This is a genomic window from Phocaeicola sp. HCN-6420 (assembly GCF_037890145.1).
GTDB lineage: Bacteria > Bacteroidota > Bacteroidia > Bacteroidales > Bacteroidaceae > Phocaeicola.
On sequence record NZ_JBBKBJ010000004.1, the window covers coordinates 40,227 to 66,065 of the forward strand.

The 25,839-nt window shown below is 40.4% G+C and carries 17 protein-coding genes and 1 tRNA gene; 6 read left to right on the forward strand and 12 right to left on the reverse strand.

Translation table 11 applies throughout. The features are described from left to right. Positions 1 to 13 precede the first annotated feature (13 nt). On the reverse strand, positions 14 to 2,641 hold the full coding sequence (locus tag WKT12_RS03860; RefSeq protein ID WP_340318837.1) for a calcium-translocating P-type ATPase, PMCA-type: 2,628 nt from the start codon (positions 2,639 to 2,641) through the stop codon (positions 14 to 16). Between the two features lie 158 nt (positions 2,642 to 2,799). Between WKT12_RS03860 and WKT12_RS03865 the strand changes: the two genes are divergently transcribed. Then, positions 2,800 to 2,873, forward strand: a tRNA-Ile gene (locus WKT12_RS03865). A gap of 382 nt (positions 2,874 to 3,255) precedes the next feature. Here WKT12_RS03865 and WKT12_RS03870 read toward each other — a convergent pair. The 6 genes from WKT12_RS03870 to WKT12_RS03895 form a co-directional block, all read right to left on the reverse strand. Next, the gene (locus tag WKT12_RS03870) at positions 3,256 to 4,419 is read right to left on the reverse strand and encodes a DUF1735 and LamG domain-containing protein (RefSeq protein ID WP_340318838.1); all 1,164 of its coding nucleotides are present in this window, start codon (positions 4,417 to 4,419) and stop codon (positions 3,256 to 3,258) included. Positions 4,420 to 4,443: 24 nt separating this feature from the next. Then, positions 4,444 to 5,541 (reverse strand): endo-beta-N-acetylglucosaminidase family protein, encoded by a 1,098-nt coding sequence (locus WKT12_RS03875; protein ID WP_340318839.1) that lies wholly within the window; start codon positions 5,539 to 5,541, stop codon positions 4,444 to 4,446. A 30-nt stretch (positions 5,542 to 5,571) separates the two neighbouring features. After that, positions 5,572 to 7,194, reverse strand: coding sequence for a RagB/SusD family nutrient uptake outer membrane protein (locus WKT12_RS03880; RefSeq protein WP_340318840.1), 1,623 nt, complete (start codon positions 7,192 to 7,194; stop codon positions 5,572 to 5,574). 17 nt (positions 7,195 to 7,211) lie between these two features. Continuing rightward, positions 7,212 to 10,547 (reverse strand): TonB-dependent receptor, encoded by a 3,336-nt coding sequence (locus WKT12_RS03885; RefSeq protein WP_445323116.1) that lies wholly within the window; start codon positions 10,545 to 10,547, stop codon positions 7,212 to 7,214. Between the two features lie 158 nt (positions 10,548 to 10,705). Next, a complete protein-coding gene (locus WKT12_RS03890; protein WP_340318842.1) occupies positions 10,706 to 11,698 on the reverse strand; it encodes a FecR family protein in 993 nt (330 codons plus the stop codon). An 80-nt stretch (positions 11,699 to 11,778) separates the two neighbouring features. Beyond that, positions 11,779 to 12,354 (reverse strand): RNA polymerase sigma factor, encoded by a 576-nt coding sequence (locus WKT12_RS03895; RefSeq protein WP_340318843.1) that lies wholly within the window; start codon positions 12,352 to 12,354, stop codon positions 11,779 to 11,781. 190 nt (positions 12,355 to 12,544) lie between these two features. Between WKT12_RS03895 and WKT12_RS03900 the strand changes: the two genes are divergently transcribed. Continuing rightward, complete coding sequence (locus WKT12_RS03900) at positions 12,545 to 15,265, forward strand: TonB-dependent receptor plug domain-containing protein (RefSeq protein WP_340318844.1); 2,721 nt, start codon at positions 12,545 to 12,547, stop codon at positions 15,263 to 15,265. Between the two features lie 4 nt (positions 15,266 to 15,269). Here WKT12_RS03900 and WKT12_RS03905 read toward each other — a convergent pair whose 3' ends face one another. Further along, the gene (locus tag WKT12_RS03905) at positions 15,270 to 16,037 is read right to left on the reverse strand and encodes an arginase family protein (RefSeq protein WP_340318845.1); all 768 of its coding nucleotides are present in this window, start codon (positions 16,035 to 16,037) and stop codon (positions 15,270 to 15,272) included. Positions 16,038 to 16,103: 66 nt separating this feature from the next. Beyond that, a complete protein-coding gene (locus WKT12_RS03910) occupies positions 16,104 to 16,532 on the reverse strand; it encodes an Hsp20/alpha crystallin family protein (RefSeq protein ID WP_021969917.1) in 429 nt (142 codons plus the stop codon). A gap of 309 nt (positions 16,533 to 16,841) precedes the next feature. Between WKT12_RS03910 and WKT12_RS03915 the strand changes: the two genes are divergently transcribed. Further along, a complete protein-coding gene (locus WKT12_RS03915) occupies positions 16,842 to 17,426 on the forward strand; it encodes a porin family protein (RefSeq protein ID WP_340318846.1) in 585 nt (194 codons plus the stop codon). Between the two features lie 85 nt (positions 17,427 to 17,511). On the opposite strand, the gene WKT12_RS03920 is transcribed toward WKT12_RS03915, so the two are convergent. Then, positions 17,512 to 18,489, reverse strand: a complete 978-nt coding sequence (locus WKT12_RS03920) for a Gfo/Idh/MocA family protein (protein WP_340318847.1) — start codon at positions 18,487 to 18,489, stop codon at positions 17,512 to 17,514. Positions 18,490 to 18,580: 91 nt separating this feature from the next. Here WKT12_RS03920 and priA point away from each other — a divergent pair, with 91 nt between their 5' ends. Genes priA through WKT12_RS03935 form a run of 3 tightly spaced genes read left to right on the forward strand, consistent with a single transcriptional unit; the run spans position 18,581 to position 22,244 of the window. After that, a complete protein-coding gene (gene priA / locus WKT12_RS03925) occupies positions 18,581 to 21,043 on the forward strand; it encodes a replication restart helicase PriA (RefSeq protein ID WP_340318848.1) in 2,463 nt (820 codons plus the stop codon). Between the two features lie 11 nt (positions 21,044 to 21,054). Continuing rightward, complete coding sequence (locus WKT12_RS03930) at positions 21,055 to 21,771, forward strand: phosphatase (RefSeq protein ID WP_021969913.1); 717 nt, start codon at positions 21,055 to 21,057, stop codon at positions 21,769 to 21,771. Next, complete coding sequence (locus tag WKT12_RS03935) at positions 21,768 to 22,244, forward strand: low molecular weight protein-tyrosine-phosphatase (RefSeq protein WP_021969912.1); 477 nt, start codon at positions 21,768 to 21,770, stop codon at positions 22,242 to 22,244. Before WKT12_RS03930 ends, WKT12_RS03935 begins: the two co-directional genes overlap by 4 nt. 240 nt (positions 22,245 to 22,484) lie before the next feature. On the opposite strand, the gene pelA is transcribed toward WKT12_RS03935, so the two are convergent. Both pelA and WKT12_RS03945 read right to left on the reverse strand, forming a co-directional pair. Beyond that, positions 22,485 to 23,606 carry a pectate lyase gene (gene pelA / locus WKT12_RS03940; RefSeq protein WP_340318849.1) on the reverse strand — a complete coding sequence of 374 codons (1,122 nt, stop codon included), beginning with the start codon at positions 23,604 to 23,606 and terminating at the stop codon, positions 22,485 to 22,487. A gap of 97 nt (positions 23,607 to 23,703) precedes the next feature. Further along, positions 23,704 to 25,761 (reverse strand): HD family phosphohydrolase, encoded by a 2,058-nt coding sequence (locus WKT12_RS03945; protein ID WP_340318850.1) that lies wholly within the window; start codon positions 25,759 to 25,761, stop codon positions 23,704 to 23,706. Positions 25,762 to 25,839 lie beyond the last annotated feature (78 nt).

Genomic DNA, 25,839 nt, shown 5'->3' on the forward strand with positions numbered 1-25,839 from the left:
TTGTCGCATCGATTTATTTGTGGCTTAAACGTTTGATGCCTCTCCATATTTCTCCAATCCATAGAACGAATGAGGTTCCTCCTATGATATACAACCATTCATTCAGGGGAAGAGGTTCGGTACGGAAAACCTTCCCACCAAAACTTACAATCAGAATCTGTCCGACAAGAATAATCAGTGCAACGCCCAGCATGCCTAATGCGTGTCCTGCATCTTTAAAGAATGAATGGTTCGTACCGAAAACACTTGCATTGAACAGGTTCCAGAACTGAAGCATCACGAATATGGTGAAGAATACAGTAAGATGATGTGTATCCATCCCTTCTGGAAGATTCTTGAAGTAAACCAGCAATCCCATCAGGATCGCAAGGAATCCCAAACCTACTCCGAAAATATTGTTACGCATGGCTGGAGTAATGATGAAATCGGTGCGGCGGCGTGGTTTTTCGTTCATCACATCCATGCTTGGTGCAATCGAGGCAAGAGCCATTGCTGCAAAAGTATCCATGATCAGGTTCACCCAAAGCATCTGTGTAACGGTAAGTGGTAACTCTGTTCCGAAGAAGGCACCCAGCAGGACACTCAGTAAGGCTACTACATTAATGGTAAGCTGGAATACGATAAAGCGCTGTATGTTTTTATACAATGAACGTCCCCACATGACAGCAGTTGCAATGCTATTGAATGAATCATCCAACAAGGTAATATCGCTTGCCTCTTTGGCTACAGAGGTTCCGGTACCCATCGACAAGCCAACTTGTGCGTGGTTCAGGGCAGGTGCGTCGTTTGTTCCATCACCGGTAACGGCTACGACGGCTCCTTTTTGCTGTAATAATTGTACCAGACGCTGTTTATCCATCGGACGGGCACGACTCATTACTTTCAGGTCGAGTACACGGTCGAGGGCTTCTTCATCGCTTAATGCCGCAAACTCTACGCCGGTAATACGATTACGTTCTGTATCTTGAGGAGTCCAAAGCCCAATCTGTCGTGCAATTTCCGTTGCTGTTCCCGGAGTATCACCTGTTACAATCTTGACTCCGATACCTGCCGACTGACATTTCTTTACGGCATCGGGTACATCTGGACGAATCGGGTCGCTGATGGCAAAGATGCCTAAGAAAGTCATACCTCCTTCACCAACCAACTCAGCGCAGTCGTCGGAAGCGTTTTCCGGGACAACTTTGTAGGCTATACCCAGTGTACGCATAGCTTTATTCTGGTAGGCAAGCAATTGTTCGTTGTATTTGTTAATTTGTGCTTTATCCAGATTACATTTACTCATGACAATTTCGGGAGCTCCCTTGATATAGAGTATCCGTTTTTTCTGAATCGGTGAGTCGACCAGCGTAGCCATGTATTTACGTTCGGTAGAGAAAGTCAGTTGGTTGACCACTTTAGCCTCTTCACGCAGTTTCATGTAATTCTGTCCTTTACCGTTCAACCAAAGCAAAAGAGCTATTTCGGTAGGATTTCCTACGCCCGATGGTTTTTCACCTTCAGCCTTTTCTTCAAGGAATGCAGTTGAGTTAGCTGCTATACCTTCTGCTACTAGGTCAGGTTGGCTTTCATCTACCTGAGCTTCGTATACCTGCATCAGGTTCTGAGTAAGTGTTCCTGTTTTATCGGTACAGATAACTGTGATGGCACCCATTGTTTCGCAAGCATGCATCTTTCTAACCAGATTGTTGGTTTTCAGCATACGTCGCATGTTCAGAGCAAGGCTGAGGGTTACACTCATCGGCAATCCTTCAGGTACTGCTACAACAATTAAGGTGACGGCCATCATGAAGTATTTCAATACGATACGTGCTATCTCCAGCCACTGATGCCAGTCGGTTACTTCTGTTACAGTAAGATACTGGTATAAATCTTTAGTGGTAAAAACGATAAAAGTCAGTGCTGCAATAGTGAAACCTGCTTTACCAATCAGGTTTGCCAGTTTGGTAAGCTGGATATTCAGCGGCGTCTGTTCCTGACTTTGTTCGGTAGATTGCCGTGCAACCTTACCGATTTCTGTAGCGTCACCCACGCGTTCTACACGCATAATACCATGTCCGTCGGTAATAGTGGTTCCTCGCATGACGGCGTTCGACGGATAGGTTGCCTCGTCATCGAAATGCGCTTCATCGGTAGTTTTATTTACCATTAATTCACCGGTAAGAGTCGATTCGTTGACTTGCAGTGAAACGGCTTCTGCCAATGTACCGTCGGCAGGAACTTCTTCTCCAGTATTTAGTACGACGATATCACCTACTACGATGTCTTTACGAGGTATTTCCTTGATTTTTCCGTTACGGATAACGGTTACAGGTGTTTCTTCACCTACTGCATTCAGCAAATCGAATTTTTTATTGGCATCATATTCAAAATAAAATCCGATTCCTGTTGCAAGGAAGATTGCAAAGAAAATACCGATTGTTTCAGCATATTCACTTTCAATGATTGAAATAATGAGGGAGAATACCGCTGCTACCAATAGTACGCGGATTACAGGATCTTGAAATTTTTCCAGATATAATTTCCAAATGGAAGGACGTTTGGGAGGAGTCAATAAGTTGATTCCATTTTTCTCACGACTTACAATGACTTCTTGGTCGGTCAATCCAGTCAGATGAGGTTCATTTGTGCTTTGTGACATAATGCCTAGTTATTAAATGATTAAGTAGCACAAAAATACAATATATATTGATATACCTGTACAGATTAGTTTTTTTTATAAAAAAATCCTCGTAAATGTTGCAAGTTTCAGGCTAATCTATTACTTTTGCACACGGATTTAAGGGAAACTCTTAAATTGGACTTGTAGCTCAGTTGGTTAGAGCAACAGACTCATAATCTGGAGGTCCCAGGTTCAAGCCCTGGCTGGTCCACGAAGGGAAAGAGGTTGTAAACATTTAGTTTACAACCTCTTTCTTTATATTATACCCTATTAAAACTTCTTTTCCTGAATTTCTACTTTATTTTGAGTTTCGAGATGAAGCAATATGCTTGAATTTTAATCAATGAACGGGTTAATCTCAGATTAATGATGAAAAAAGAAGCCGTCTGTATGTGCAATCTCTGCAGACACAGACGGATCTTTTTGTACAAATTCTCGAAACTTTTGTACGAAAGTTTCGGAGCTTTTGTACAAATTTTCAAAAAACTCTTGATAAATATTTTAATAAAAGCAAGTCTTTTTCTTTTTACCCCTCAACACCTGTTGCCTTCTTTAATGGCTGTGAAGGGCGTGAAGGGCAAAAAGAGTCATTTTTATTTTATAGCTATAGGATTTTCCAGCTCTTTGATAATTAATTGGCTTGAACCTCCATTAGCCAAACCATCCATTCCTTTAGGAGAGGCGTCTTTTACATAACTCTTGCCTTCGGATTCGAACTGGTCGGTTCCATTGAGTTTATAGTAAGCTGCCAGACCATCTGAGTTTGGATCGACACTCAGCATGTTTTGCTTGATTTGGTTTTCTGTACGTGCCACGGTCCAAAGTCTGACTTCACTCATGTAGCCATAGAACGGACGTTCGCCCCACATGAAGTTTGCAACCTTACCGATAAAGAATCCTCCACTACCTGTTGATGCCAGATCGAAGCTTGGAGTATCCCATGTAGATTCGGCGGCTTTACTACCATTAATGTAAATAGCAGTCTTTCCTGACGGTTGATCGTATGTAAAGGCTACGTGATACCATTTTCCTTTCTCGAATGCTTGAGTAGAGTGGAATTGTTTGCTTCCCGCAATCTGAATCCAGTCGTTATGACCTCCTGGTAGAGCAGTATCACCGATTCGGAGAATCAAGATACCTTCATTACCCATGATGGTGTTATTGCTACCGAGCTGGTTAATATAAATCAGAGCCTCGTAAGTAACAGATGTGAACATTGTACCGCTTGCCAATGGAATCCGGATATAGTTACTCTGGAACTGAGCGACTTTCTTAATCTGCACGGGTTTGGTGATGATAAAATAAAGGATGTCACTTCCGGCAATAGCTGGTAGTGAAGCCGACTGAATATGCACTGGCAGCAGATAAGATTTACCTTCTTCAATGTTCTCTAAATTAGAAAACTCTATGGAAACCTTATCTGAATAAATGCTTCCGCCAGGTATGCTAGTAGTATTACTACTTAATTTGACATTGGCTGTATTGAATGTTTCATAATTGGTACCATATTTCTGATTGTATTCATTTACTGCATTTTGTCCTGCAATTTCATAACATACTTCTACAGGGGAAGAACATGCTGAAGAAACTCTGGACTGCAATTCGTATGTGATAGGTTGTTCATTCAGAGCTTCTATTGTGTGTTCTTTGCTTTCGAAGTAAACTTTTGCTTCCAGCAAATCGCTTTCACTGTCGTTACAGCTGTTCAGCAAGACAGCTATAGCGCAAAATGCCAAATATTTCAATAGTTGTTTCATATCTTTAGAATTTCATGATTCATATTATTCTTTTCCCTGATTGGCTTTCCATTCATTGAATACCTGTTGGTTGATTTGGATTGCCTGACGCATCCATTTATAATCAGGGGTATTGTCATAGTCATTGTCGAAACGGTAGGCACCGACTCCACCCTTGTATCCTTCTGCCGGCATCCAGGCTGCTTGTCGTAATAATGCGCCACCAGAGGTTGCATAGGATTCAAAGTTTTCAGTTATAATCAGTTTTTCCGGAATGTTGCCGGGACTGTAATAATGTGGTGAGGAACTACCGTATGATTGAGTAATCCAGTAATCTACATATTCTTCCATTTCTTCTGGAAAATAGTTGAGAAGACCATCGATACAGAGTAGTTTGTGACCTTTACCTTCCGGATCACTTTTGGGACCGATGTATTTTCCCATTTCTTTTACCAACACCAGAATAGTTGTGTTATTCAGAGTACCGTCTGAATCATTAAAACCACTTCCTGGTTCCCAGTCAATATCAAAACCATCCCAGTCGCTTACGAACAACGAGTCGCAAAGTGCTTTGGCGTAGTTTGCTATAGCTTGGTTCAGTTCATCTGTATTGCTGAAGTTGTGCGACTTGAATCCCCAAAAGTCCCAGCGTGCATATTTCTTGGCTGCATTGAGTTCTGATTCGGACCATTCTTCTTCTTCAGCTTGTTTTTCAATATCATCATAGATGTAATCGGGAGTTCTCCCTTTTCCTAAATATGACAGCAAACTTACTTCCAGCAGTTTGATTCCTTTAACTTTCTGTACGAACTCCTTGTCTCGTTTCTGAGCTTCGGTAATCTCATATCTTCCCGGAGCGCCACTCCACATGGAAATGATATCCATACTGTCGGGGACGGAAGATAAGTAACCTTTTCTCATGACGCCTGACGGAGCCCAGTTTGAGAACCAGCCGAAAGCGACCGGACGACCGTAGTTTTTGGCGGTTTCTTTATAGGCCCGCAGATTAGCGTAATATTCACTATCACCTAATGTGTTGTATCCGCCGATGTGTTCTACTTCTATATTTTCAACATCGGTACAAGAAGTCATCATCGCTCCTAATAGAGGTATGATGTATAATAATTTTTTAAGTGTTTTCATGTCTTATTGTATTAACTATAGTTTCGGTTTTTATTTGCAATCCCACCATAAATGAGTGCTAGGTAAATCTTGTCCATTGCTCAGCATCTTCACAGCATCGTTGTAAATAACCTGTCCATCTGCTGTTTGATAGAAGCTGATTGGATATACCATACGACGTATACCTCCTTCGGTTGTTACTCCTTGGCTGCTTCCTCTGTTTGCCATGACAGGGTTCAGTTTGGGATATCCGGTTCTTCTCCATTCTGTCCAAGCTTCTTGTCCGTTAGGGAAGAGAGCAATCCATTTCTGAATCATGATTTTTTCCAGTTTCTGCTCAGTGCTTCCTTCAAATTTTGCAGTTGTTGTACAAGGAGCTGCAAAACTGCAAGAGTAATTTCCCGTAACTTCATGTTTTATCGGAGTTTTGCCAGAGTTCATATAGGTATCTACTGATGAGCTTACGCCATTTTCCTGGAAAGACATCTCAATGCCTTGTTTATATAAATCTTCGGCATTTCCAAATTCACCTCCCCACACTAAAGCTGCTTCAGCTCGCAAGAAGTAGACCTCAGAAGCACGCATCCAGTAAGTAGGAGTGGAAGCTTGTATATTAGGTTTAGAGAACATCTTATATTCATCATTCTTTCCATATAAGTGACCTGCGGGAACTGCTTGATATAATTTACCATCGAAGGCTTCTTGTCCTTTTGTGCTCTTTGAGTCTACAGGTAAGAAATAGGCACTTAATCGTGGGTCTTCGTATCCCATTAAGTAAGAGAACATAGATGAACCCATACGTGATTCATCGTACTGTTCGGAGAGCCAGTAAATATTGTTTCGGAAAGTATATCCAGCTCCTGTACTCATTTGTGCTTCATCGTCTTTGGCAGTCATGACACCAATGGAATGACTTAATGCCTGTGAAACGTATTGTTTTGACAATGCTGCGTCAGCATAGCGGACACGCATTGCCAAACGGAGTAATAGAGAATTGGCATATTTCACCCATTTGGTAGAGTTTCCTGCATATACAACGTCGTATTCTTTCATTACTTCTACACCATTTTCGGCTTTTTCTGTCAGAATTGCGATGGCATCTGTCAAATCTTTGAAAATGGCTGTATAGATATCCTTTTCAGAATCGAATGGAATATTCATTGTTGCATCGGCTGCATGTGAGTAAGGCATTGGACCAAAACATTCCAGTGCTTTGTGCCATGCTGAAATCTTTAAGATTTGTGCTAAGGCAAAAACTTCCGGAGTATTATTTTTTTCGGCTGCCGCCTTCAGCTTTTTCCACGGATCGAGTGCATTGGTATATGCACGTTTATAAGTACCAGAAATCCAACTGTCGTTCAAATAATAAGTTACATTGCTGTTTCCACCTCCCCATGTGTTGTTCTGTCCGAAGAAGCCGCTCCAGCAGTCTGCTGACAAATGATAATCTGTTTGATATTGGTTGATTATATCTGTATCGTCGGCTTGTGTACCAACTGGAAAGACTGTACGTTCGATAGTCGTAATCAGACCACCTACAGCAACTCCGTCCATGATACCTTCTTCATCAGTCAGTTCGAACGGATTGGTGTTAATTTCCTCGTAATTGCATGATGCCAGCAGTGATACGGCAAATACACCTGCTATAAATTTATATTGGTTTATCTTTTTCATAATTAGAAGAATTGTTTTTATAGTTTAAATTTAATGCCAAAACCAAAGCTGCGTACACTTGGTTGCATGAAGTAATCATTACCTTGTCCGTAAGTACTGGTTGATGGCGTCAATTCTGGGTCAAATGGAGCTTTGCAATATAACATCCATGGGTTATTAGCGATGAAAGAAACGGTTACGTCTTTCAATACATTTGCAAACCATTTATTCGGCATGGTATAGCTGAATGTCATTTCCTGTAAACGAATGTTGGTTGCACTATACAAATAGTATCCGGAAGTTTCATAGTTTCCAGTACCAATCATCTGATAATAAGTTTTAGCATCTACTCTACCTTGTCCTGGCAATAATGCACCTCCTGCGTCACGAGCTTCTGCTGAACGTTTAGATACGCCAAAGCGGTCAAGAATAGCTTCTGTAGATGAAGTAACGACTCCACCAAATCGTCCGTTGATTAAGAAACTAAATCCGAATCCTTTGTATGACAAGGCATTGTTCCATCCCATATTAAAGTCAGGAGAAGTCTTTCCAAGATATACAGGTTCACCTCTTTCCAGTCCAAATGTACCGTCGCTTTTAACTTCTACATATCCCTGACTATCTTTTTTGAAGAATGTATTTGCATAGATATCATGAATGCTTCCACCTTCTTTCAAGATAACACGACCGTTGTCTTTTAATACTTCCGGGATATTGATAGGAGTTTCCATCAAATCTGTATGATAGTCTTTTACCATTTCTTTAATTTCATTTATATTCTTAGAGAATGTAAAGGTAGAAGAAACGGCCAGACCGTTTTTGAACTTATCATTATAACCGAAAGATGCTTCCCAACCTCTGTTTTCTACGTTACCAGCTTGCAGATAAATCTTTTGGTAACCTGTAAATTCGGGCAAATCTCCCAAGAAAGTCTGGTTGTAGGTATTCGATTTATAATAAGTAACTTCAGCGCTGAATTTGTTCCACAAGCGTAAGCTGACTCCTACTTCGTATGATTTGGTACGTTCTGCTTTAAAGTCTGTAAACGGATAGATATATGTCGGTGATGGGATACCTCCAACGATTGGGGTTGTAACAGTGCCAGGAGTTAATCCTGAACGTGAAACCGGAGCACCAACTTCAGTATAAGAACCGCGTACTTTCAGATAAGAAATAAATTCAGGTAATTGTACCATTTCAGAAATGATGCCAGACAAACCAATTGACGGATAGAAGAATGATTCTTCATTGGTATTTACCAGACGTGAGTTCCAGTCATTACGTCCCGTTAAAGTTAAGTAAAGCATACTTTTCCATCCTAATTCAACATTGCCGAATACTGCATGATTACGAATGCGGCTGTCACCACCTTTTTCTGATGTACGGCCATTAGATGGATCAATATTGGAAACTGCGAATTTGTTAGGTACTTTCAATAACGTTCCTTTATAACCTCTTTCTATTGCCCAGTAGTTGGAATAACTCCATCCAAGGTTGGCAGAAATGTTGAAGTCTTTGATCTGTTTGTTGATATTTACCATGAAGTCTGCATACTCCTGACGATCATTATAGTTGCTATATTCATAATGTCCTTTGGTTCCTTCAGCAAAAACCTGATCGGAAGATGCATAGATTTTACGTTCGAATTTTACGTAAGTATCATCCATTCTGTAACGAGCAGCAACATTGATCCAGTCGGTTATTTTATAAGTTAATCCTACATTGAACATGTAACGGCTCTTATTGTTGGTTGAAACATTACGGAACGCTGTCCAATATGGGTTTTGAGAAGCGTAAGTTGATTCTGCAATTGGCCAGTACTGAACAGGTATTTTGCGGCTGTCATCGAAACGTTCGAATGTCTTGATTTCTTCAAAGTTTTCTCCCCGCGGAAACAGGTATGCTGCCATAACTGGGTTCCAGTATTGACCTTGTGAAACCATATTCTTATCATCTTGTTTCACATACGATGCTCCTAAATCAAGTTGTAATTTATCATTCAGAAATGTAGACGTATTGCGGATGGTAAAGTTCAAACGGTTATATGAGTTATTGGGCACAATACCGTCAGAGTTGGTAGATGAAATAGAAGCAAATGTTTGATTCTGTTTCGTACCAGTAGTCAATGTTACAGAATTGATAAAGTTGGTTCCTGTATTAAAAAAGTCTTTTTTAGGATCATAATCAGATGGAGTCGCTAATTTTTCTCCCCAACTTTCATACATATCCTTTTTGTTTCCATAAGTGTTTTGAAATTCAGGAGTCATGTATGCTTTGCTGAATTCTGTAGAAGAAGAGAATGAAAGTTGCAGTTTCCCTTCCTTACCTTTTTTAGTAGTGATAAGAATAACACCATTTGCTGCGCTACTACCGTACAATGCAGCAGCCGACGGACCACTCAGGACGGAGATGCTTTCAATATCTTCAGGATTGAAATCGGCAATACCTTCAGTACCGGCTTTACCTTCTCCCATAATACCACTATCAGTATTTCCCATATTGGTATTGAACAAAGGAATACCGTCTACTACATAGAGTGCGTTGTTGTCACCTTCGATGGATTTTGCACCACGCATTACGACACGGGTTGCACCACCGACGCCACTGGCACTCTTATTGATGCTGACACCAGCTATCTTACCGTTCAGTGAATTGACGAAGTTTGCATCTTTAACTCTTACAAGTTCTTCAGACTTTACTTGCTGGACATTATATGACAGTGCTTTTTCCGCACGTTTGATACCTAACGCTGTTACAACAACCTCGTCCAAACGTTCTGTATCTTCTCTCATTGTGACATTGATGACACCTTTGTCTGCGAGAAATTCTACGGATTTATAACCTACATAAGAAAACTGCAATACGGCATCTGAACTTGATACGGTAAGAGAATAGTTACCATCAAGGTCGGTGATAGCACCATTACTGGTACCTTCTTCTTTGATTGTTGCACCAATAATAGGTTCACCATTAGCATCGACAACCTTACCTGAGATATTGCTTTGTTGCTTTTTGTCGGATTTCTTTTTTATAGGAGTAATAATGATTTTATTACCTGAAACTTTATAAGATAGATTTTGTTTTTTAAGTTCGTTTGTTAATACACTTTTCAGCTCTTCATTTTTTACTGAAACGGAGATACCTGTTTTTCCATTTACTTCCACGTCACGATATGAAAAACGATAGGAAGTTTGTTTTTCGATAGCACTAAATAATTCTTTTACCGATGCATTATTCAGGTCAAGGCTGACTTTACCAGTCTGTGCATAACCACCAGTAAATGTAAACATACACAAAGATGCACATAAAAGGCAGATTTTACTGTGCTTTTTACTATCTTTGTGCAAATCAATGAATTGTTGTTTGATTTTCATAAGTACGTAATAAATTTAGGTTTTAAGTTCGGTTTAACTATGCGCCAACATAGTGTTACTTCTGGACTGAGCCATTTCCCCGGATGATGTGCCGATTGTCCGGGGATTCTTTCATGTTTTCATTTGTTCTTCATTGTTTTTAAGGTTAATATTGTACTTTATTCTATAGTTATAATTTCTTCGTTAATGGAATATTCAAATCCGTAATGCATTTTCAATATTCTTAGTATACTTTCTATGTTCTCATCATTGAATGTCCCTGTATATGCATCTTGCAATATATTCTGATTGCTTATCTCAAATACAACTCCAAATTTACGTTCCAGGCATCGGAAAACGTCTTTCATCTTTTCATGACGGAAAGAGAGTTCTTTGGTTAGCCAGGCTGTTTCTACCTTGTTTGAAGTTTCCTCAAGGCTAAGTTGTCCTGTTAGTTTATTGTATGTTACTTTTTGATTAGGTTTAACACTTAATGTATTATGTGTAGAGCCTTTTGTCGTAACATTAACACTTCCTTCAACAAGTGCCATTTCTACAAAATCTTTATTTTCGTATGCGTAGACATTAAATTTGGTACCAGTAACAGTTATATCCATTACATCAGTAGCTACTATAAAATGTTTTTCTGTATTCTTTTTAACTTCAAAATATCCTTCTCCCGACAAGCTGACCTTACGGTCTTTATGACCAAAATCTTGTCTGTATGTAAGGGATGATTTCGCATTCAGATGTACTAAACTTCCATCGGGTAATGTAACCAGTGAATTACCATATTCTCCCGAGTTTATTACAATATTTTGCTCGGCAAGTTCTTTCATATCTTTATTTTGTATATAATATAAAGTAGTAAGTCCGCATGCCATTATTAAAAGTATAGAGGCTGCAATTTGTAGCCAGTATTTTTTTACCTTTATTATAGGTGAAATATGTGCTTTCTTGTCCAGCTTTTGGTATAAGGCTTGTATTTTGTCTTGTGGTAATGGCTTGTAATCATCGAATATTTCCCATTCTTCCTCGAATGAATTTTTTAAATCAGAATCGGATAATTGATTTATCCCCGATTTCAGTTTCTTAAAATCTTCCGATGGAATGGCTTCGGATCGAAATCTATTTAGTAAGTTTTTTATCTCGTTTTCTATATTTGTGTCCATATAATATTTCCTTGTTTATGTGTAATATCCGCAGACAAGGAAAATATAACATATAAAATTATATGTTAGAAAACATAATATTAAAATTTATACAAAAAGAGTAAGAGTATAAACGAATATTGTTGGAGTTCAGTTCTGATTATTTTTAGTGCTATTGATAGTTGATTACGTACAACTTGTTCTTTTATAGATAGATGTTCTGCTATTTCAGCAACAGAGAGATTATATTCTTTGTTCAATTCAAAGATTTCACGTTGACGTGGAGAAAGATTAGCTTTTGCTCTTTGTAGTGCTTTGCAGAATTGGTCAAAATCAATATCTTTTTCGGCATCTTCTTCAGAGATTCTGGCATTTTCATTGTACTCTACATATTCCTCCATTGAGGCGTTATTTAATTGTCGGCGCAATTCTTTTATGAGAAAATGATAGGCAATAGTAAATAGATATGCTTTAAAAGATGAATCGGGGTCTAATTTTTCACGATTAGTCCATATACGGCAAAATGTTTCCTGCACTATATCATCAGTAGCATCTTCTGATTTTAAATATTGATATACGAATCTGTATAATCTTGAAACCCACATTTTGTAAAGGGTGTAATAGGCTTTTTCAGAACCAGCTTTTACCAATAATAATAATGCTCTTTCTTCTATCATATTTTTTCCTTATCAGGTAAACGAAAAAATGGACTACCTTACATTATAAATATGCAAATTTAATATTTTTTTCTTAACCAATATAAAATAGAAGACCTATCTGGTTTGAATAAATCTTTTTTAGCGTTAATTCTATTTGGCATAAAAGTTTTTGTATCTTTGATAATATTAAAGGTTACCTAATATTATTATGAAGAAATACAGTTTTATAGGGCTTTTAGGGGGGCTTCTGATTGCTTCTGTAGCCAATGCATGGGCTGAAGGAGTAGAAATAGCCGATACGATAAAAGTCACATCGGATACAAAAATCTCGGTAAGGTCAGGACTATTGCAAGAGTTGGATGGGGCAACGTTTACAAAGGTAAAAGATGCAAACTTCCTTAATTCGTTAGTCGGTCGAATAGCAGGGGCAACTATTCAACCAAGTTCTGTTGGAACCGGGGGAGGAGTGAAGATTGAAATGAGAGGAGCAAGAAGTTTACGAGGTAATAATAATGTGCTTTTTGTGATTGATGGAATTCCGTTTCCCCAGCTTTCTGCTGAAGAATTTTATTCTATTTATAAAGGGTATGGGTTGTCGGCAGATGCCATTACTTCATTTAATGCGGAAGATATAGAAAGTCTGTCTGTCTTGTCGGGGACGGAGGCGTCTGTTCTTTATGGTAGTGATGCTGCCAACGGAGTAATTCTAATCACGACAAAAAAAGGACAGAAAGCACGTAAACCTTCAATTACGGTATCGAATACAACAACTTTTGCCAAACCTTTTGTAATGCCGGAGTTTCAACATGTCTATGAAAGTTGGAAATCGGACACGAGAACTTCATTCGATTGGAATCCTTCCGACTTTTATCGTACGGGGCATACCATAAACAATGCTGTAACGGTATCGGGTGGTACGGAAGTAAATCAAAGTTATTTTTCTGCGATGACTCAAAATGCAGTCGGATTGCTTGATAACAATAGTAGTAATCATTATAATCTGACGTTCCGTAATACGACAAACTTGCTGGATGGAAAGCTGAATATTGATGCCAGCTTGATGTATATCCGTACTAAAGAACGTAATATGCTGGCACAAGGTGATTACTTCAATCCAATTGTACCGGTTTATCTGCTGCCGGAAATCTTACGTGAGAAAGATGAATATAGTTGTTTCGAGCGGTATGATCCGGATAAAGGCTATGTAGTTCAGTATTGGCCTTATGCTAACTGGCAGAATCCGTATTGGACGGAAAAACGTAATTTGTTTGTGAATACTAAAGATCGCATACGAGCAGGACTGGGATTCCGGTATGCATTAACTGACTGGTTGGATGTTACAGCACATGTCAACTATGATAAAGACAAACAGGTACAAACTCAAGAATTATACGCTTCGACTAGTTATTTACTGACTCAGTACGGCTATTCTTCTTTGGGTGAATATGGAAAGATAAATGCTGATTTAAGTCAGGTTTATGCTGATTTTGCTTTTCATCTTCAAAAAACGGCAGGTGACTTTTCTTTTGATGCTTTGCTGGGAATGGCATTCCGCGATCGAAAATACGAATACAGTTTGCATGGGGGCAGTTTGGTACAACCAAATATATTTTCTCTTGACAATTTGGATGGTACGAAAAGAAGAGATTGGGATGCCGATTTACACGACCGTAGTGATGTGTTGTTTGCGTCTTTGCAAATAGGTTACAAAGATTTCCTTTATATAAATATGGGAGGACGCAAAGAATGGCAGTATTTATGGAAGGAAGGGACAAGAGAAAGTTACGATGATGTCTTTTATCCATCGGCAGGACTCTCATTTATTCCTACTTCCATCATTTCGCATTCGGATGTATTGTCCTTCTTGAAGTTGCGTCTGGCTTATGCAGAGAGTGGTAATTCCCATCAGTATTGTTTGCCTAACGATAACAGAGATATGACGGCATTGGTGCAAGGGAGTTTCTTCAGTGACAAGACAAAGTCGTATGAAGCAGGGGTTGATCTGGGACTGTTTAATAATAAGTTGAATCTATCCTTTACCATGTATACGACTTCTACGGATAACGAGATACCAGTGGAAACTTATTTAGGAAAAACAAAGATACAGAATAAAGGGTTGGAAATATCATTAGGTCTGAATCAGTCCTTAGGTTCTGTTTTATGGAATTCCAACCTTACTTATACTTTAAATAAAAATGAAATTAAGGATTTTGTTGAAATCGTAAATCCTGTAACAGGCGACCTTGTTGATATTGACTATTTAAAGCTTGCTTCATATGGTCAGCTTGCAGAAGAAAGGCTGGTGCCCGGAGGTTCAATCGGTGATATTTATGTCAGTACCTTTCAGAAAGATGCAGCAGGCAATGTGATATTTAATACTCAAACTGGTTTGCCGAAACGTAGTAGTGAATATGCATACGCAGGAAATTCTTCTCCTGACTATATAATAGGGTGGACGAATGATTTTAACTGGAAAGGATTGGAACTAGGATTCGTACTGCAGGGAAGTTTCGGAGGTGAAGGGTTATCAATGACACAATCTATGCTTGACCAGTACGGCGTTTCAAAGTCTACAGCAGATGCACGTGACAAGGGAGGAGTTTGGATAGAAGGAAAGAAAATCTCTGCACCTCAATACTATTCAGCAACTTCGGGGTTGTCGGGTATTGGTGAACTTTACATGTACGATATGACCAATATTCGTTTGGCAGAATTGTCATTGGGTTATACAATTCCGATGTACCGTTGGGTAAACTGGATGCAAAATATAAAACTATCTTTTGTCGGGCGAAATTTGGTTATGTTATACAATAAAGCTCCTTTCGATCCGATGAGTTCTGCAAGCATGGAAAATGATATGCGGGGAATTGATTACTTCCGTTTACCCAGCTTGCGCAATATGGGCTTTTCCATACGGCTTACTTTCTAAATGTTTATTGAAAAGTGTGAGATTGAAAACTTAGAAAAAGTTTGAGCAACTCTTTGTTGGCTGTACTGTCCAGCTGCGCTTCTTTTTCTTCTTCAAAGATATTGAGCGTGGCAGGACATTCGCCGCAGATATCTATGCCTATTGTCTGTTCATGTTTCAGAATAATAGAAAGCAAATGTTCCAGTTCATTCAGTGTAAAAGACCCCTGATCCCAGTTTGTAATAGCCGCCTGAGGGTTGAGTACGTCTTTGTCTACTGAAATGTATACCGGAGTATTGATTACTTCGGCGGAGAATCTTTTCCACGTCGATTCCTGTTGAAGACTTTGTTCGCTATAGAATTCAACTCGTGTCTGATATTGGGGAGCAACACTGTTTATTAACTGTTCAGAAGCTCCGATGATAACCACCTTTTTTAAATAAGAATTGGTTTTAATAATATCCTCTACCCAGCTTCCGCACGAAATCATTTCTTCGAACAAAGGAGGTTGCATGTCCGGATGATGATCGAATACAATTAATGAGAAAGGTTGTTGTATTTTATCCGTCCAGAACTTTGTCAGGTAATGATAATTACCGGAGTCGATAAAGTGAATCCCTTCTGCCGGATAGTTCTCTATAGCTTTTTTAAGAGCGAGTGCTCCCTCTTTATCACAGTAACATTCTACACCTTGCAAGTGCGTACAGTCTATCCATGTAAATTTTCTATTACGGGAGAAAGGTTCATAATCGTATACTCCTGTAAAATTCATGATAATAATGGGCTTGTTCATGGCTATAAATAAAAAAAATCCCCACCCCGGAATGGACCGGAGCGGGGATTTTGCAGTTAGAATTGTTTATTTAATTTCAATCACTTTGTTGGCCTGTTTCTTTTCTTCTTGTGTCATCTTAGGCAACTCTATGTTAAGGACACCGTTATCGACTGATGCGCTGATTTTTTCCTTATCAACATCTTCAGGTAAAATCATGCATTGTTCGAATTTAGAGTAAGAAAATTCACGACGCAAATATTTCTTTTTCTCATCTTTTACCTCGTTTTTCTTCTCCATCGAAATAACCAACTGATTATCTTCGGTAAGATGAATATTGAAATCGTCTTTTGTCATGCCCGGAGCTGCAACTTCTATCTTGTAATTGTTTTCGTTTTCGATTACATTGATTGCAGGGGCAGTAGCATTAGCTCTTTCCATCCAATCGTTATCAAAGAAATCATTAAAAATACTTGGTAACCAATTCTGATTATAATTTCTTCTAGTCGGCATCATAGTTGTAATCTCCTATATTTTAGTTTTTTATTTTCAATCTTGTTATCTTGAACCGCTTCTCCTTTCGCTTTCGCGATTCACCCATATACTTGCAAAGTCTGTGCCAATTGTTTCAACTGACATAATGGTCGATGTCGTTAACTTTCGTTGAACGAACGCCAGAGTAATTTAAACTTTGATAAACATTGAGCTATGTCAATACGACCTGAAAATAGACAGATTGTCATTTCTATCTTTTCATACGGATGTTTGCATTCTTATTATTTATTCCTTATTTTTGTTTTTGTAAACATTTAATATTGTGTATTTATGAAGAAGATTTTATCAACCTTAATGATTTTGGCCTGTTTGTTTATGGCAGTGCCTGCACAAGCCCAATTACAGTTTGGACTGAAAGGGGGACTAAACATTTCGAAATTGACTTTCTCGAAAGATATTGTAAAAAGTGATAATCGTACAGGATTCTTTATTGGTCCGATGGCTGAGTTTACCATTCCAGTTGTAGGATTAGGCGTAGACGTTGCTGCCTTATATAATCAGTCAGGTGCTAAGGCTGTAAGTGGAGGAGAAGAAGTCGATCAGACACTTAAAACAATTGAAGTTCCTGTAAACTTAAAATGGACACTTGGGCTGGGAAGCACATTAGGAGCCTATGTTGCAGCAGGGCCTCAGTTTGGCTTTAATGTAGGAAGCGGACATTTTACCGAGAGTTTTGATATGAAGTCCTGCAATACTTCGTTCAACGTTGGAGTTGGTCTTAAATTATTGGGACATCTGCAGGCAGGAGTAAACTATAACTTTGGACTAAGTAAGATGGCTAAGTCGATTGATGATACGATGAGTATCGAGATGAAACGTAACACTTGGCAGATTTCACTGGCATATATGTTCTGATGATAGAGAGGTGTTTATTAATAAATCAATACGAGAAAGGAGATGTCTGTCAGGCATCTCCTTTTTATTTTTGCTATGCAGCAGATTAATCACAAGGATAAATCACTCCCCATTCTTTTCTCAAACCGTCCATTTGCTTCATTATCCGTAATGTTTCGGCATGAGGCATGTATGGAGATTCCAGCCATCCTTTTTCTATGGCTTCAATGGAGGCATATACTTGGTATTCATATCCGGTAATATGTTCCGGTGCTTTATAGACAGCTACCGTCTGATAATCCTTATCAACCAGGCGGACAGCCTCCGGGCAATTGATATTCTCCACAATCAGATGTCCTTTATCACCCGAAATTACTCCCATTCTGTCACTTTGTGCATAGATGCTCGCCTGTAAGGTAGCCATCTTTCCATCTTTATAAAAGAGCGTGATACTTTCTTGTGCGTCTACACCTGTTGCTGTCTTTTGGCAGGCTGAGTGAATTTCGGCTATTTCATCACCGAATGCCATTGCAGCAAAGTTCAATGTATAAACTCCTATGTCAAGTAAAGCTCCTCCGGCCAGTTCCGGACGGATAATTCTTTCCTTGTCACTTATCGGGTAGCTGAGATTGGCCGATAATGTATAAGGAGTACCAATTACACCTTTTTTCAACAACTCTTGTATGGTTAGAGATAGTGGCATGTATCGGGTCCAGATAGCTTCGGTAATAAATACCTTTTTCTCTTTGGCAAACGCAAGGAGTGACTCTGCTTGGCGAGCATTGGCTGTAAATGCTTTTTCGCATAGCACAGGCTTTCCTTTTTCAATGCACATGTGCGCATTTTCATAGTGCATGGCATGTGGAGTTGCAATATAAATCAAATCTACCTTAGGATCATCAGCTAATTCCTCGTAAGAACCATATGCTTTTTCAAATCCCCATGCATCGGCAAAAGTCCGTGCTTTTTCCAGACTGCGTGAAGCTACAGCATAACATTCTACCTCTTTCATTTTTCCCAGTGTAGCTGCCATCTTCTTTGCGATGCCGCCGCAGCCGATAATACCTATCTTATATATTTTCATGTTGATAATGGTTTAAGAGTTTCTTTACAAAACTATAAAAGTTTGCCCGACGTTCCAATGGGATAGCTCTGTTTTTTGTAACTTTGCCACCATGAAAAAGTATGTGGATGTCATATTGCCTTTACCCGTTGCCGGACAATATACCTATTCTGTTCCGGCAGACCTGGAGGATAAGGTAAAAGCGGGTTGTCGGATTGTAGTTCCTTTCGGAAGTAAAAAGTATTATACGGCAATTGTTACCTGTGTGCATCAGAATGCTCCCGAAACTTATGAAACGAAAGATCTCGTAGAAGTACTTGATACATCACCTGTCTTGTTGAAACGTCAGTATGATTTCTGGAAATGGCTGGCAGATTATTATCTGTGCACGCTGGGGGATGTATACAAAGCAGCTCTTCCTTCGGGGATGAAGCTGGAAAGCGAAACGCTTGTTGTACCGAATCCTGAATTTGAGGCAGACAAACCACTTCCTGAAAAAGAACAACGTGTCCTCGATTTACTGTCTGATGATTCGGAGCAGTGCATTACACAACTGGAAAAGGCAAGTGGCATAAAGAATCTGTTGCCTGTCATTAAGTCTTTGTTAGAAAAAGAGGCCATCAGGGTCAAAGAAGAATTAAAGCGCAGTTATAAGCCACGGGTCGAAATTCGGGTACGTCTGGCAGAGGCTATGCAGACGGAAGATGCCGTACGTTGTCAGTTTGATGTCCTGTCGCGTGCCCCCAAGCAACTGGCTTTGCTAATGAAATACATTGAACTTTCCGGATGGACCGGCGAACAGAAAGCCATAAAGGAAGTTTCACGTAAAACCTTATTGGATGCCGCATCTGCAACGACCTCTATCTTCAACGGACTGGTAGAAAAACATATTTTCGAAACCTACACTTCCGAGGTTGGGCGCTTACCTCAAGGACCTGTCGAAACTGCAGAATTGAATCCTTTAAGCGCAGCACAACAGCAAGCCTATCAAGAGATTCTGGCACACTTCCATCAAAAGAATGTTTGTCTGCTTCATGGAGTAACGGCAAGCGGTAAGACAGAAATTTACATTCACCTTATACAGCAGGCAATTCAAGCAGGCAAGCAAGTGTTATATCTCTTGCCGGAAATTGCCCTGACTACTCAGATTACTGAACGTTTACGCAGAGTATTTGGTAACCGGCTGGGAATTTATCATTCAAAGTTTCCGGATGCCGAGCGGGTGGAGATATGGCGTAAACAACTAACCGAACATGATTACGATGTGATACTGGGGGTACGTTCTTCGGTCTTCCTGCCGTTTCGCCGACTGGGCCTGGTCATAGTCGACGAGGAACATGAAAATACCTATAAACAACAAGAACCGGCTCCACGTTATCATGCACGCAGTGCTGCCATCATGCTGGCATCTATGTTTGGTGCAAAGACTCTACTGGGTACGGCCACTCCAAGTATAGAAACTTATTATAATGCTGTAAACGGGAAATATGGCTGGGTACAGCTTACGGAACGGCATCAGCATATTCAGTTGCCTCATATCGAGGTGGTAGACATCAAGGAGCTTGCCCGAAAAAAACGTATGACTGCACAGTTCTCCCCGTTGCTCCTTCAGAAGATACGCGAAGCGCTCGAGCAGAACGAGCAGGTGATACTCTTCCAGAACCGCAGAGGATTTGCTCCCATGATAGAATGTCGTACTTGCGGATGGGTGCCCAAATGCAAGAACTGCGATGTCAGTCTTACCTATCACAAAGGATTGAATCAGCTTACTTGCCATTATTGTGGTTATACTTATCAGGTACCCAAGTCTTGTCCTGCCTGTGGAGGAGTAGAATTGATGAACCGGGGTTTTGGCACCGAGAAGATAGAAGATGATATTAAACAAATCTTTCCGGAAGCACGTGTTGCACGTATGGATTTGGATACGACCCGTACCCGTACAGCATACGAGCGGATTATCGCCGATTTCGAAGAGGGTAAAACAGACATCCTGATAGGAACGCAGATGGTTTCGAAGGGACTCGATTTCGACCGCGTCAGTGTGGTGGGAATCCTGAATGCTGATTCGATGCTGAACTATCCGGACTTTCGTTCATACGAGCGGGCGTTTCAACTGATGGCGCAGGTAGCAGGACGTGCCGGAAGGAAAAACAAGCAGGGGCTTGTGGTGTTGCAGACAAAATCTCCCGACTTGCCTCTGATTCATCAAGTTGTGGCAAACGATTATGGAGGCTTGTATCGGATGCAGATTGAGGAGAGAAGTTTGTTCAAGTACCCGCCTTTCTACCGGTTGATATATGTTTATTTGAAGCATAGAAAAGAGGAGGTGCTCGAACAGGCGGCCGATCTGATGGCAGGGTATCTGCGAAACGGATTGGGAAGCCGGGTGTTGGGACCAGACCGTCCGCCGGTATCACGTATACAGACTTTGTTTATAAAAAAGATAATAGTAAAAATAGAACAACAGGCTTCGATGTCGAAAGTGCGAGAGTATCTCCAGCAAGTACAACGGGCAATTATAGAAGATGAGCGTTTCCGTTCGCTGCTGGTTTATTATGATGTCGATCCAATGTAAAAGATATTTGTATGAAAATAGAACTGGACGTTCATACGCATACCGTAGCAAGCGGTCATGCATTCAGCTCGTTGCAGGAAATGGCTCAGGCTGCTGCAGATAAAGGGCTGAAATTGTTGGGGATAACAGAACATTCTCCGAGTATACCGGGTACATGCGACCCGATTTATTTCCGTAACCTGCATGTCGTTCCGCGACAGATGTACGGCATAGAACTGCTGTTGGGGGCAGAAATCAATATCCTGAGTGGAGAAGGAAATCTTGATCTGGACGAGTTTTACCTGAAGATGCTGGATTTGCGTATAGCAGGCATTCATTCACTTTGTTATAGACAAGGTACTCCTGAAGAAAATACTCACGGAATGGTGCAGGTCATTTCCAATCCTTACATACATATTATCAGTCATCCGGGTGACGGGACGGCAAAGCTTAATTTTGAGCCGATAGTGCTTGCGGCCAAGGAACATCATACGTTGCTGGAAATAAACAATTCATCGTTGAAGCCTTGCCGGGGGAAGTTGGATGCCCGTGCCAATAATCTGGAGATACTGAGGCTGTGCCGCCGCTATGATGTGCCGGTCATTTTGGGAAGTGACGCTCACATTTCATTTGATATTGCTACTTACGATTATGCGCTGGAGCTGGTTGCTGAAACTGATTTCCCGGAAAGCCTGATTATGAATACCAGTGTAGATAAGTTTAAGGAATATTTGAAGATAGGACTATGAAAAGAATCTTGTTTGTCTGCTTAGGCAATATTTGCCGTTCCTCATCGGCTGAGGAGATTATGCGCACTTATATCAAACGTGCAGGACTGGAAAAGGAGATAGAGGTCGATTCGGCAGGTATAAGCAGTTATCACCGGGGAGAACTTGCCGACGACCGGATGCGGGCACATGCTATTCGCCGTGGGTATAATATAACGCATCGTTCGCGTCCGGTATGTACCGATGACTTTTATGATTTCGATCTGATTTTGGGTATGGACGACCGCAATATTGATGCCTTGAAAGAAAAGGCTCCCGATGTGGAAACGGAAAAGAAAATCGGCAGAATGACTGATTACTGCAGGACGAAGGTAGCGGACTATGTCCCCGATCCTTACTATGGCGGTGCCCAAGGCTTTGAGAATGTTCTCGATATTCTGGAAGATGCCTGCAAAGGTTTGCTCGAAAGTCTGGATGAAGAAGATAAAAAATAATTTCCTTATACCTTAGTCGGCGAAGAAACGCACTGCGCTGATTGTCAGGTAAAACGACGTGAAAAAATAATGTCGGCTCATTTTTATGAAAACGTCGGCAGGTTTGTGGAAATTTCTCTCGACGTTTTTTGAAAATTTGTACAAAATCTAAAATCTTTTGTACAAAAAATCTGAGAATGTGGAGAGGTTTCGCTATAAACCTGCCGGAGTTACATTTTCTTTGCCTTTAAGTTAGTTATATTACATGTATTTTTCTTTCCATTGTTCGTAGGGCTTATAAAGTGATTCGGGAGCTTGATTGTACCAACTGTAACCGTTTCGGCGCTCGTATCCTATCTCGGATAAGTTCTTGCGAGGAATGCCGTCGCGGTCACAAAATAGAGGTTCTGCCTTTTCCAGGTCATAAAAGCGTGCCCATATGGGGGATGCTTGCGGATCTTTTACAACCCTTTTGTCTGGTTTCCCTTCTGCATTCGTGAATTGTTCAATGCGTATGCCATGTATTTTGTGTGCATCGAGCCATGTCATGGCTCCGTTTATAGAAGCTTTAACTCGTTCATTGGGATTGGGTAACTCCATTAACAGGCGAATGATGGAGCAACTTTCCGACGTGCAGAATGAGGGTAGTTCGAAACTGCGGGCGGGAGCGGGTTTCAGTGTTATGTTATCGTGTTGCTGACACCATATGGTGGGCTGGTCGTTTACCTTAATCTGGGTATTCAGTATGCATTCTATTCCCTTATCGAAAGCTTGAGCCAGTCTGGCTTTCATGCTGTCGTCTACCAAGTCGTTAAAAGGTGCAATTCCATCACGAAGCTTACGTATTATTTCCAAGGTCTGCACCATTGCATTATCGTTGTAAGTAATGTATACCTGATAACCTCTGTTTTCGGGCCAGAACTGCGGCCATCCTCCGTTCTCATACTGTCCGGCCAGAATAAATTCTACTCCTTTCAAAAAGGCATCCTTATATTGTTTGTCGGGATTCTGCTGGTACAGTCTGGCAAGATAAGTCAGCTCCAGAATCGTTGCATCATTGTCGGTCGTAGAGTCGTTGAGGCGGTTCTTGTCTCCTAAGACGATGCTTAGTTCTCCACCCAGCGGTCGGTGAATGGGAATGTTCTTGGGCCATCCGCCGGTTTCTCTCTGATAAGCCAGTACATTTTCTGCTATTCGTTTGGCTTCGTCGGTCTTGAAGAACGCATCAGGGCTTTTCCTTACAATCGCTTTCCATTCCTTTGCTGTATATTGGTAATCCTTTGGATTGAAAGTCTGCTGGGAAGATGCCGGTATTGCCATGCAAGCGTACATGGCATAAGCCAGAATGATTCTGGCACTACCTTTGGATAAAGTATTTTTCATATCTGTATAAGTTTAGATTCTTTCTCAAAATTATGAAGGAATCTGTTGTACAGATGATAAAAATTGTTCTTTCCTTTGTCTTTTTTATGCAGCAGCTTTATTTTTTCAATTCAGGATAACTGATACGTGTATGATACATCGTTTTCAGTTTTTCCTTGAATACGCTTTTCACGGTGGCTATGTCTTTGAACGTTATCGGACATTCCTTGAAATAACCTTCTTGCACTTGGGTGTCGATAATCTTGTCTACCAGGCCTGAAATGCTTTCTTCTGTATATTCTTTCAAGCTTCTTGACGCTGCTTCTACAGAGTCTGCCATCATCAGGATAGCCTGTTCTTTGGTAAACGGATTGGGACCCGGGTAGCGGAATGCTTTCTTGTCTACATCTTCATCAGGATGTTCGTTCTGGTATGATATATAGAAATATTTTGTGAGTCCTTTTCCATGATGTGTACGAATAAAGTCTTTAATAACCTGCGGCAAATCATTCTTTTCGGCGAGCTTTATTCCATCTGTTACATGATTGATTACAATCTGTGCGCTCTGCTTGTAGTTTAGTTGGTCGTGAGGATTGACTCCCGTCTGGTTCTCTGTAAAGAACGCAGGATTCAGCATCTTTCCGATATCGTGATACATGGCTCCGGTACGTACCAGCTGACTGTTGGCATTGATACGGTTGGCTGCGGCAGCAGTTAAATTGGCAAGTTGAAGAGAATGCTGGAAGGTTCCTGGTGCAACTTCCGACATTTCGCGCATCAGCTTGTTGTTTATATTGGAAAGCTCTACCAGCGTGACGTTTGATGTAAAGCCGAAAGTTTTTTCCAGAATGAACAATAAGGGATAAGTGAATAGCAACAAAATACCATTGATGATGAAATTTACATACATATATGTATTAAGTTGTGCGATATCGTTTATATGAATCAAGTCGAGCGCGAAGTATAGTACGGAATATGCAACGAAGACAATGAGTGCGCTGCGCAGCAATTGTGAACGTTGCGACAGTTCGCGCAGACTATAAATGCTGGCCATCCCAGCTATGGTCTGTAGTAAAATAAACTCATGTGGCGTACGCAGACAGATAGAACATAACAGGATGGACACTATATGTGCCATGAACGCCGTACGTGAGTCGAGGAAAATGCGGATAATCATCGGGAGCATGGTAAATGGTACGATGTATACGCTCATGAAAGCATGAGATACCATGATGGCCGACAGGACAGGGAAAAAGATAATGAGGAAGAATAGCAGTCCCAGACTGCCTTTCTTTTGATAATAATCGTAACGGAACAGAGCAAGATATGTCATGAAACACCCTATAAGTATGGCTACGAATAAAATTTGTCCCAGCAGGGTCAGGCGCTTTTCTGTCATGGTTTCTCCTCTTTTATCCCATTCTTTCTGAAGGGATTTCAAGATGTCAAATGTACGCTGGTCGATAATTTCACCTCGGTCTATGATTTTCTGTCCGTTCATGACAAAGCCTTTAGCCCAGGATACCCCCGAAAGAATATCTTTCTTTGCGGTTTCCGATTTCTCTGAATCATATATCAGGTTGGGCGTGAGATATTCATTCAGGTTACAGCGTTGCAGTAATGTTTTGCTATAATGCAGCGTATCCGAGTAAATCAGCTCTTCATAAGCACGTTTTGTCGTGTATATTTCGCTGGTACTTTGCAGAATAGAGGTGTTTTTGTTGATTATATGAATACTTCGCATGCTGTCTTTCCGTAAATTTGCCAGCTGGTCTACAGGAACAATACCTTTTTCGTAGATATTTTTCAGTATGCGTTCTATGTGATGCGAATAGGTTGGGTCAGGAATGAATCTTCGCAGTTTTTTATTGTAATCATTCTTGAACTGGCTGATTGCCTTTTCGCCTGTACTTTCTGATAAGACAAAATAGGGATGATAGTTAGTCATGATACTGTCTTGTTCCCGACGTACTTCCTCATCTCCCTTATAGATAGGAAAGTCGAAGGAGGCTTGTAGCAAACCATATTTCCATGGTTTGTTGATGTCAAATTGATAGTTGAAGGTACCTTCTCTCGGCAAAAAATAAACGATTACGGCAACTGCTGCCAAGAAAATGGCGCATTTATACAATAGTTTCTTGTATGAAAACTGTCTTTCTGTCTGGAAACTTTTCATGTGTTAGGATATTTTGCGTGCAAAATAAGAAAAAAACGGGAAATTTAGCTTAATTTTGTGGCGTATTTTTAGATAAAG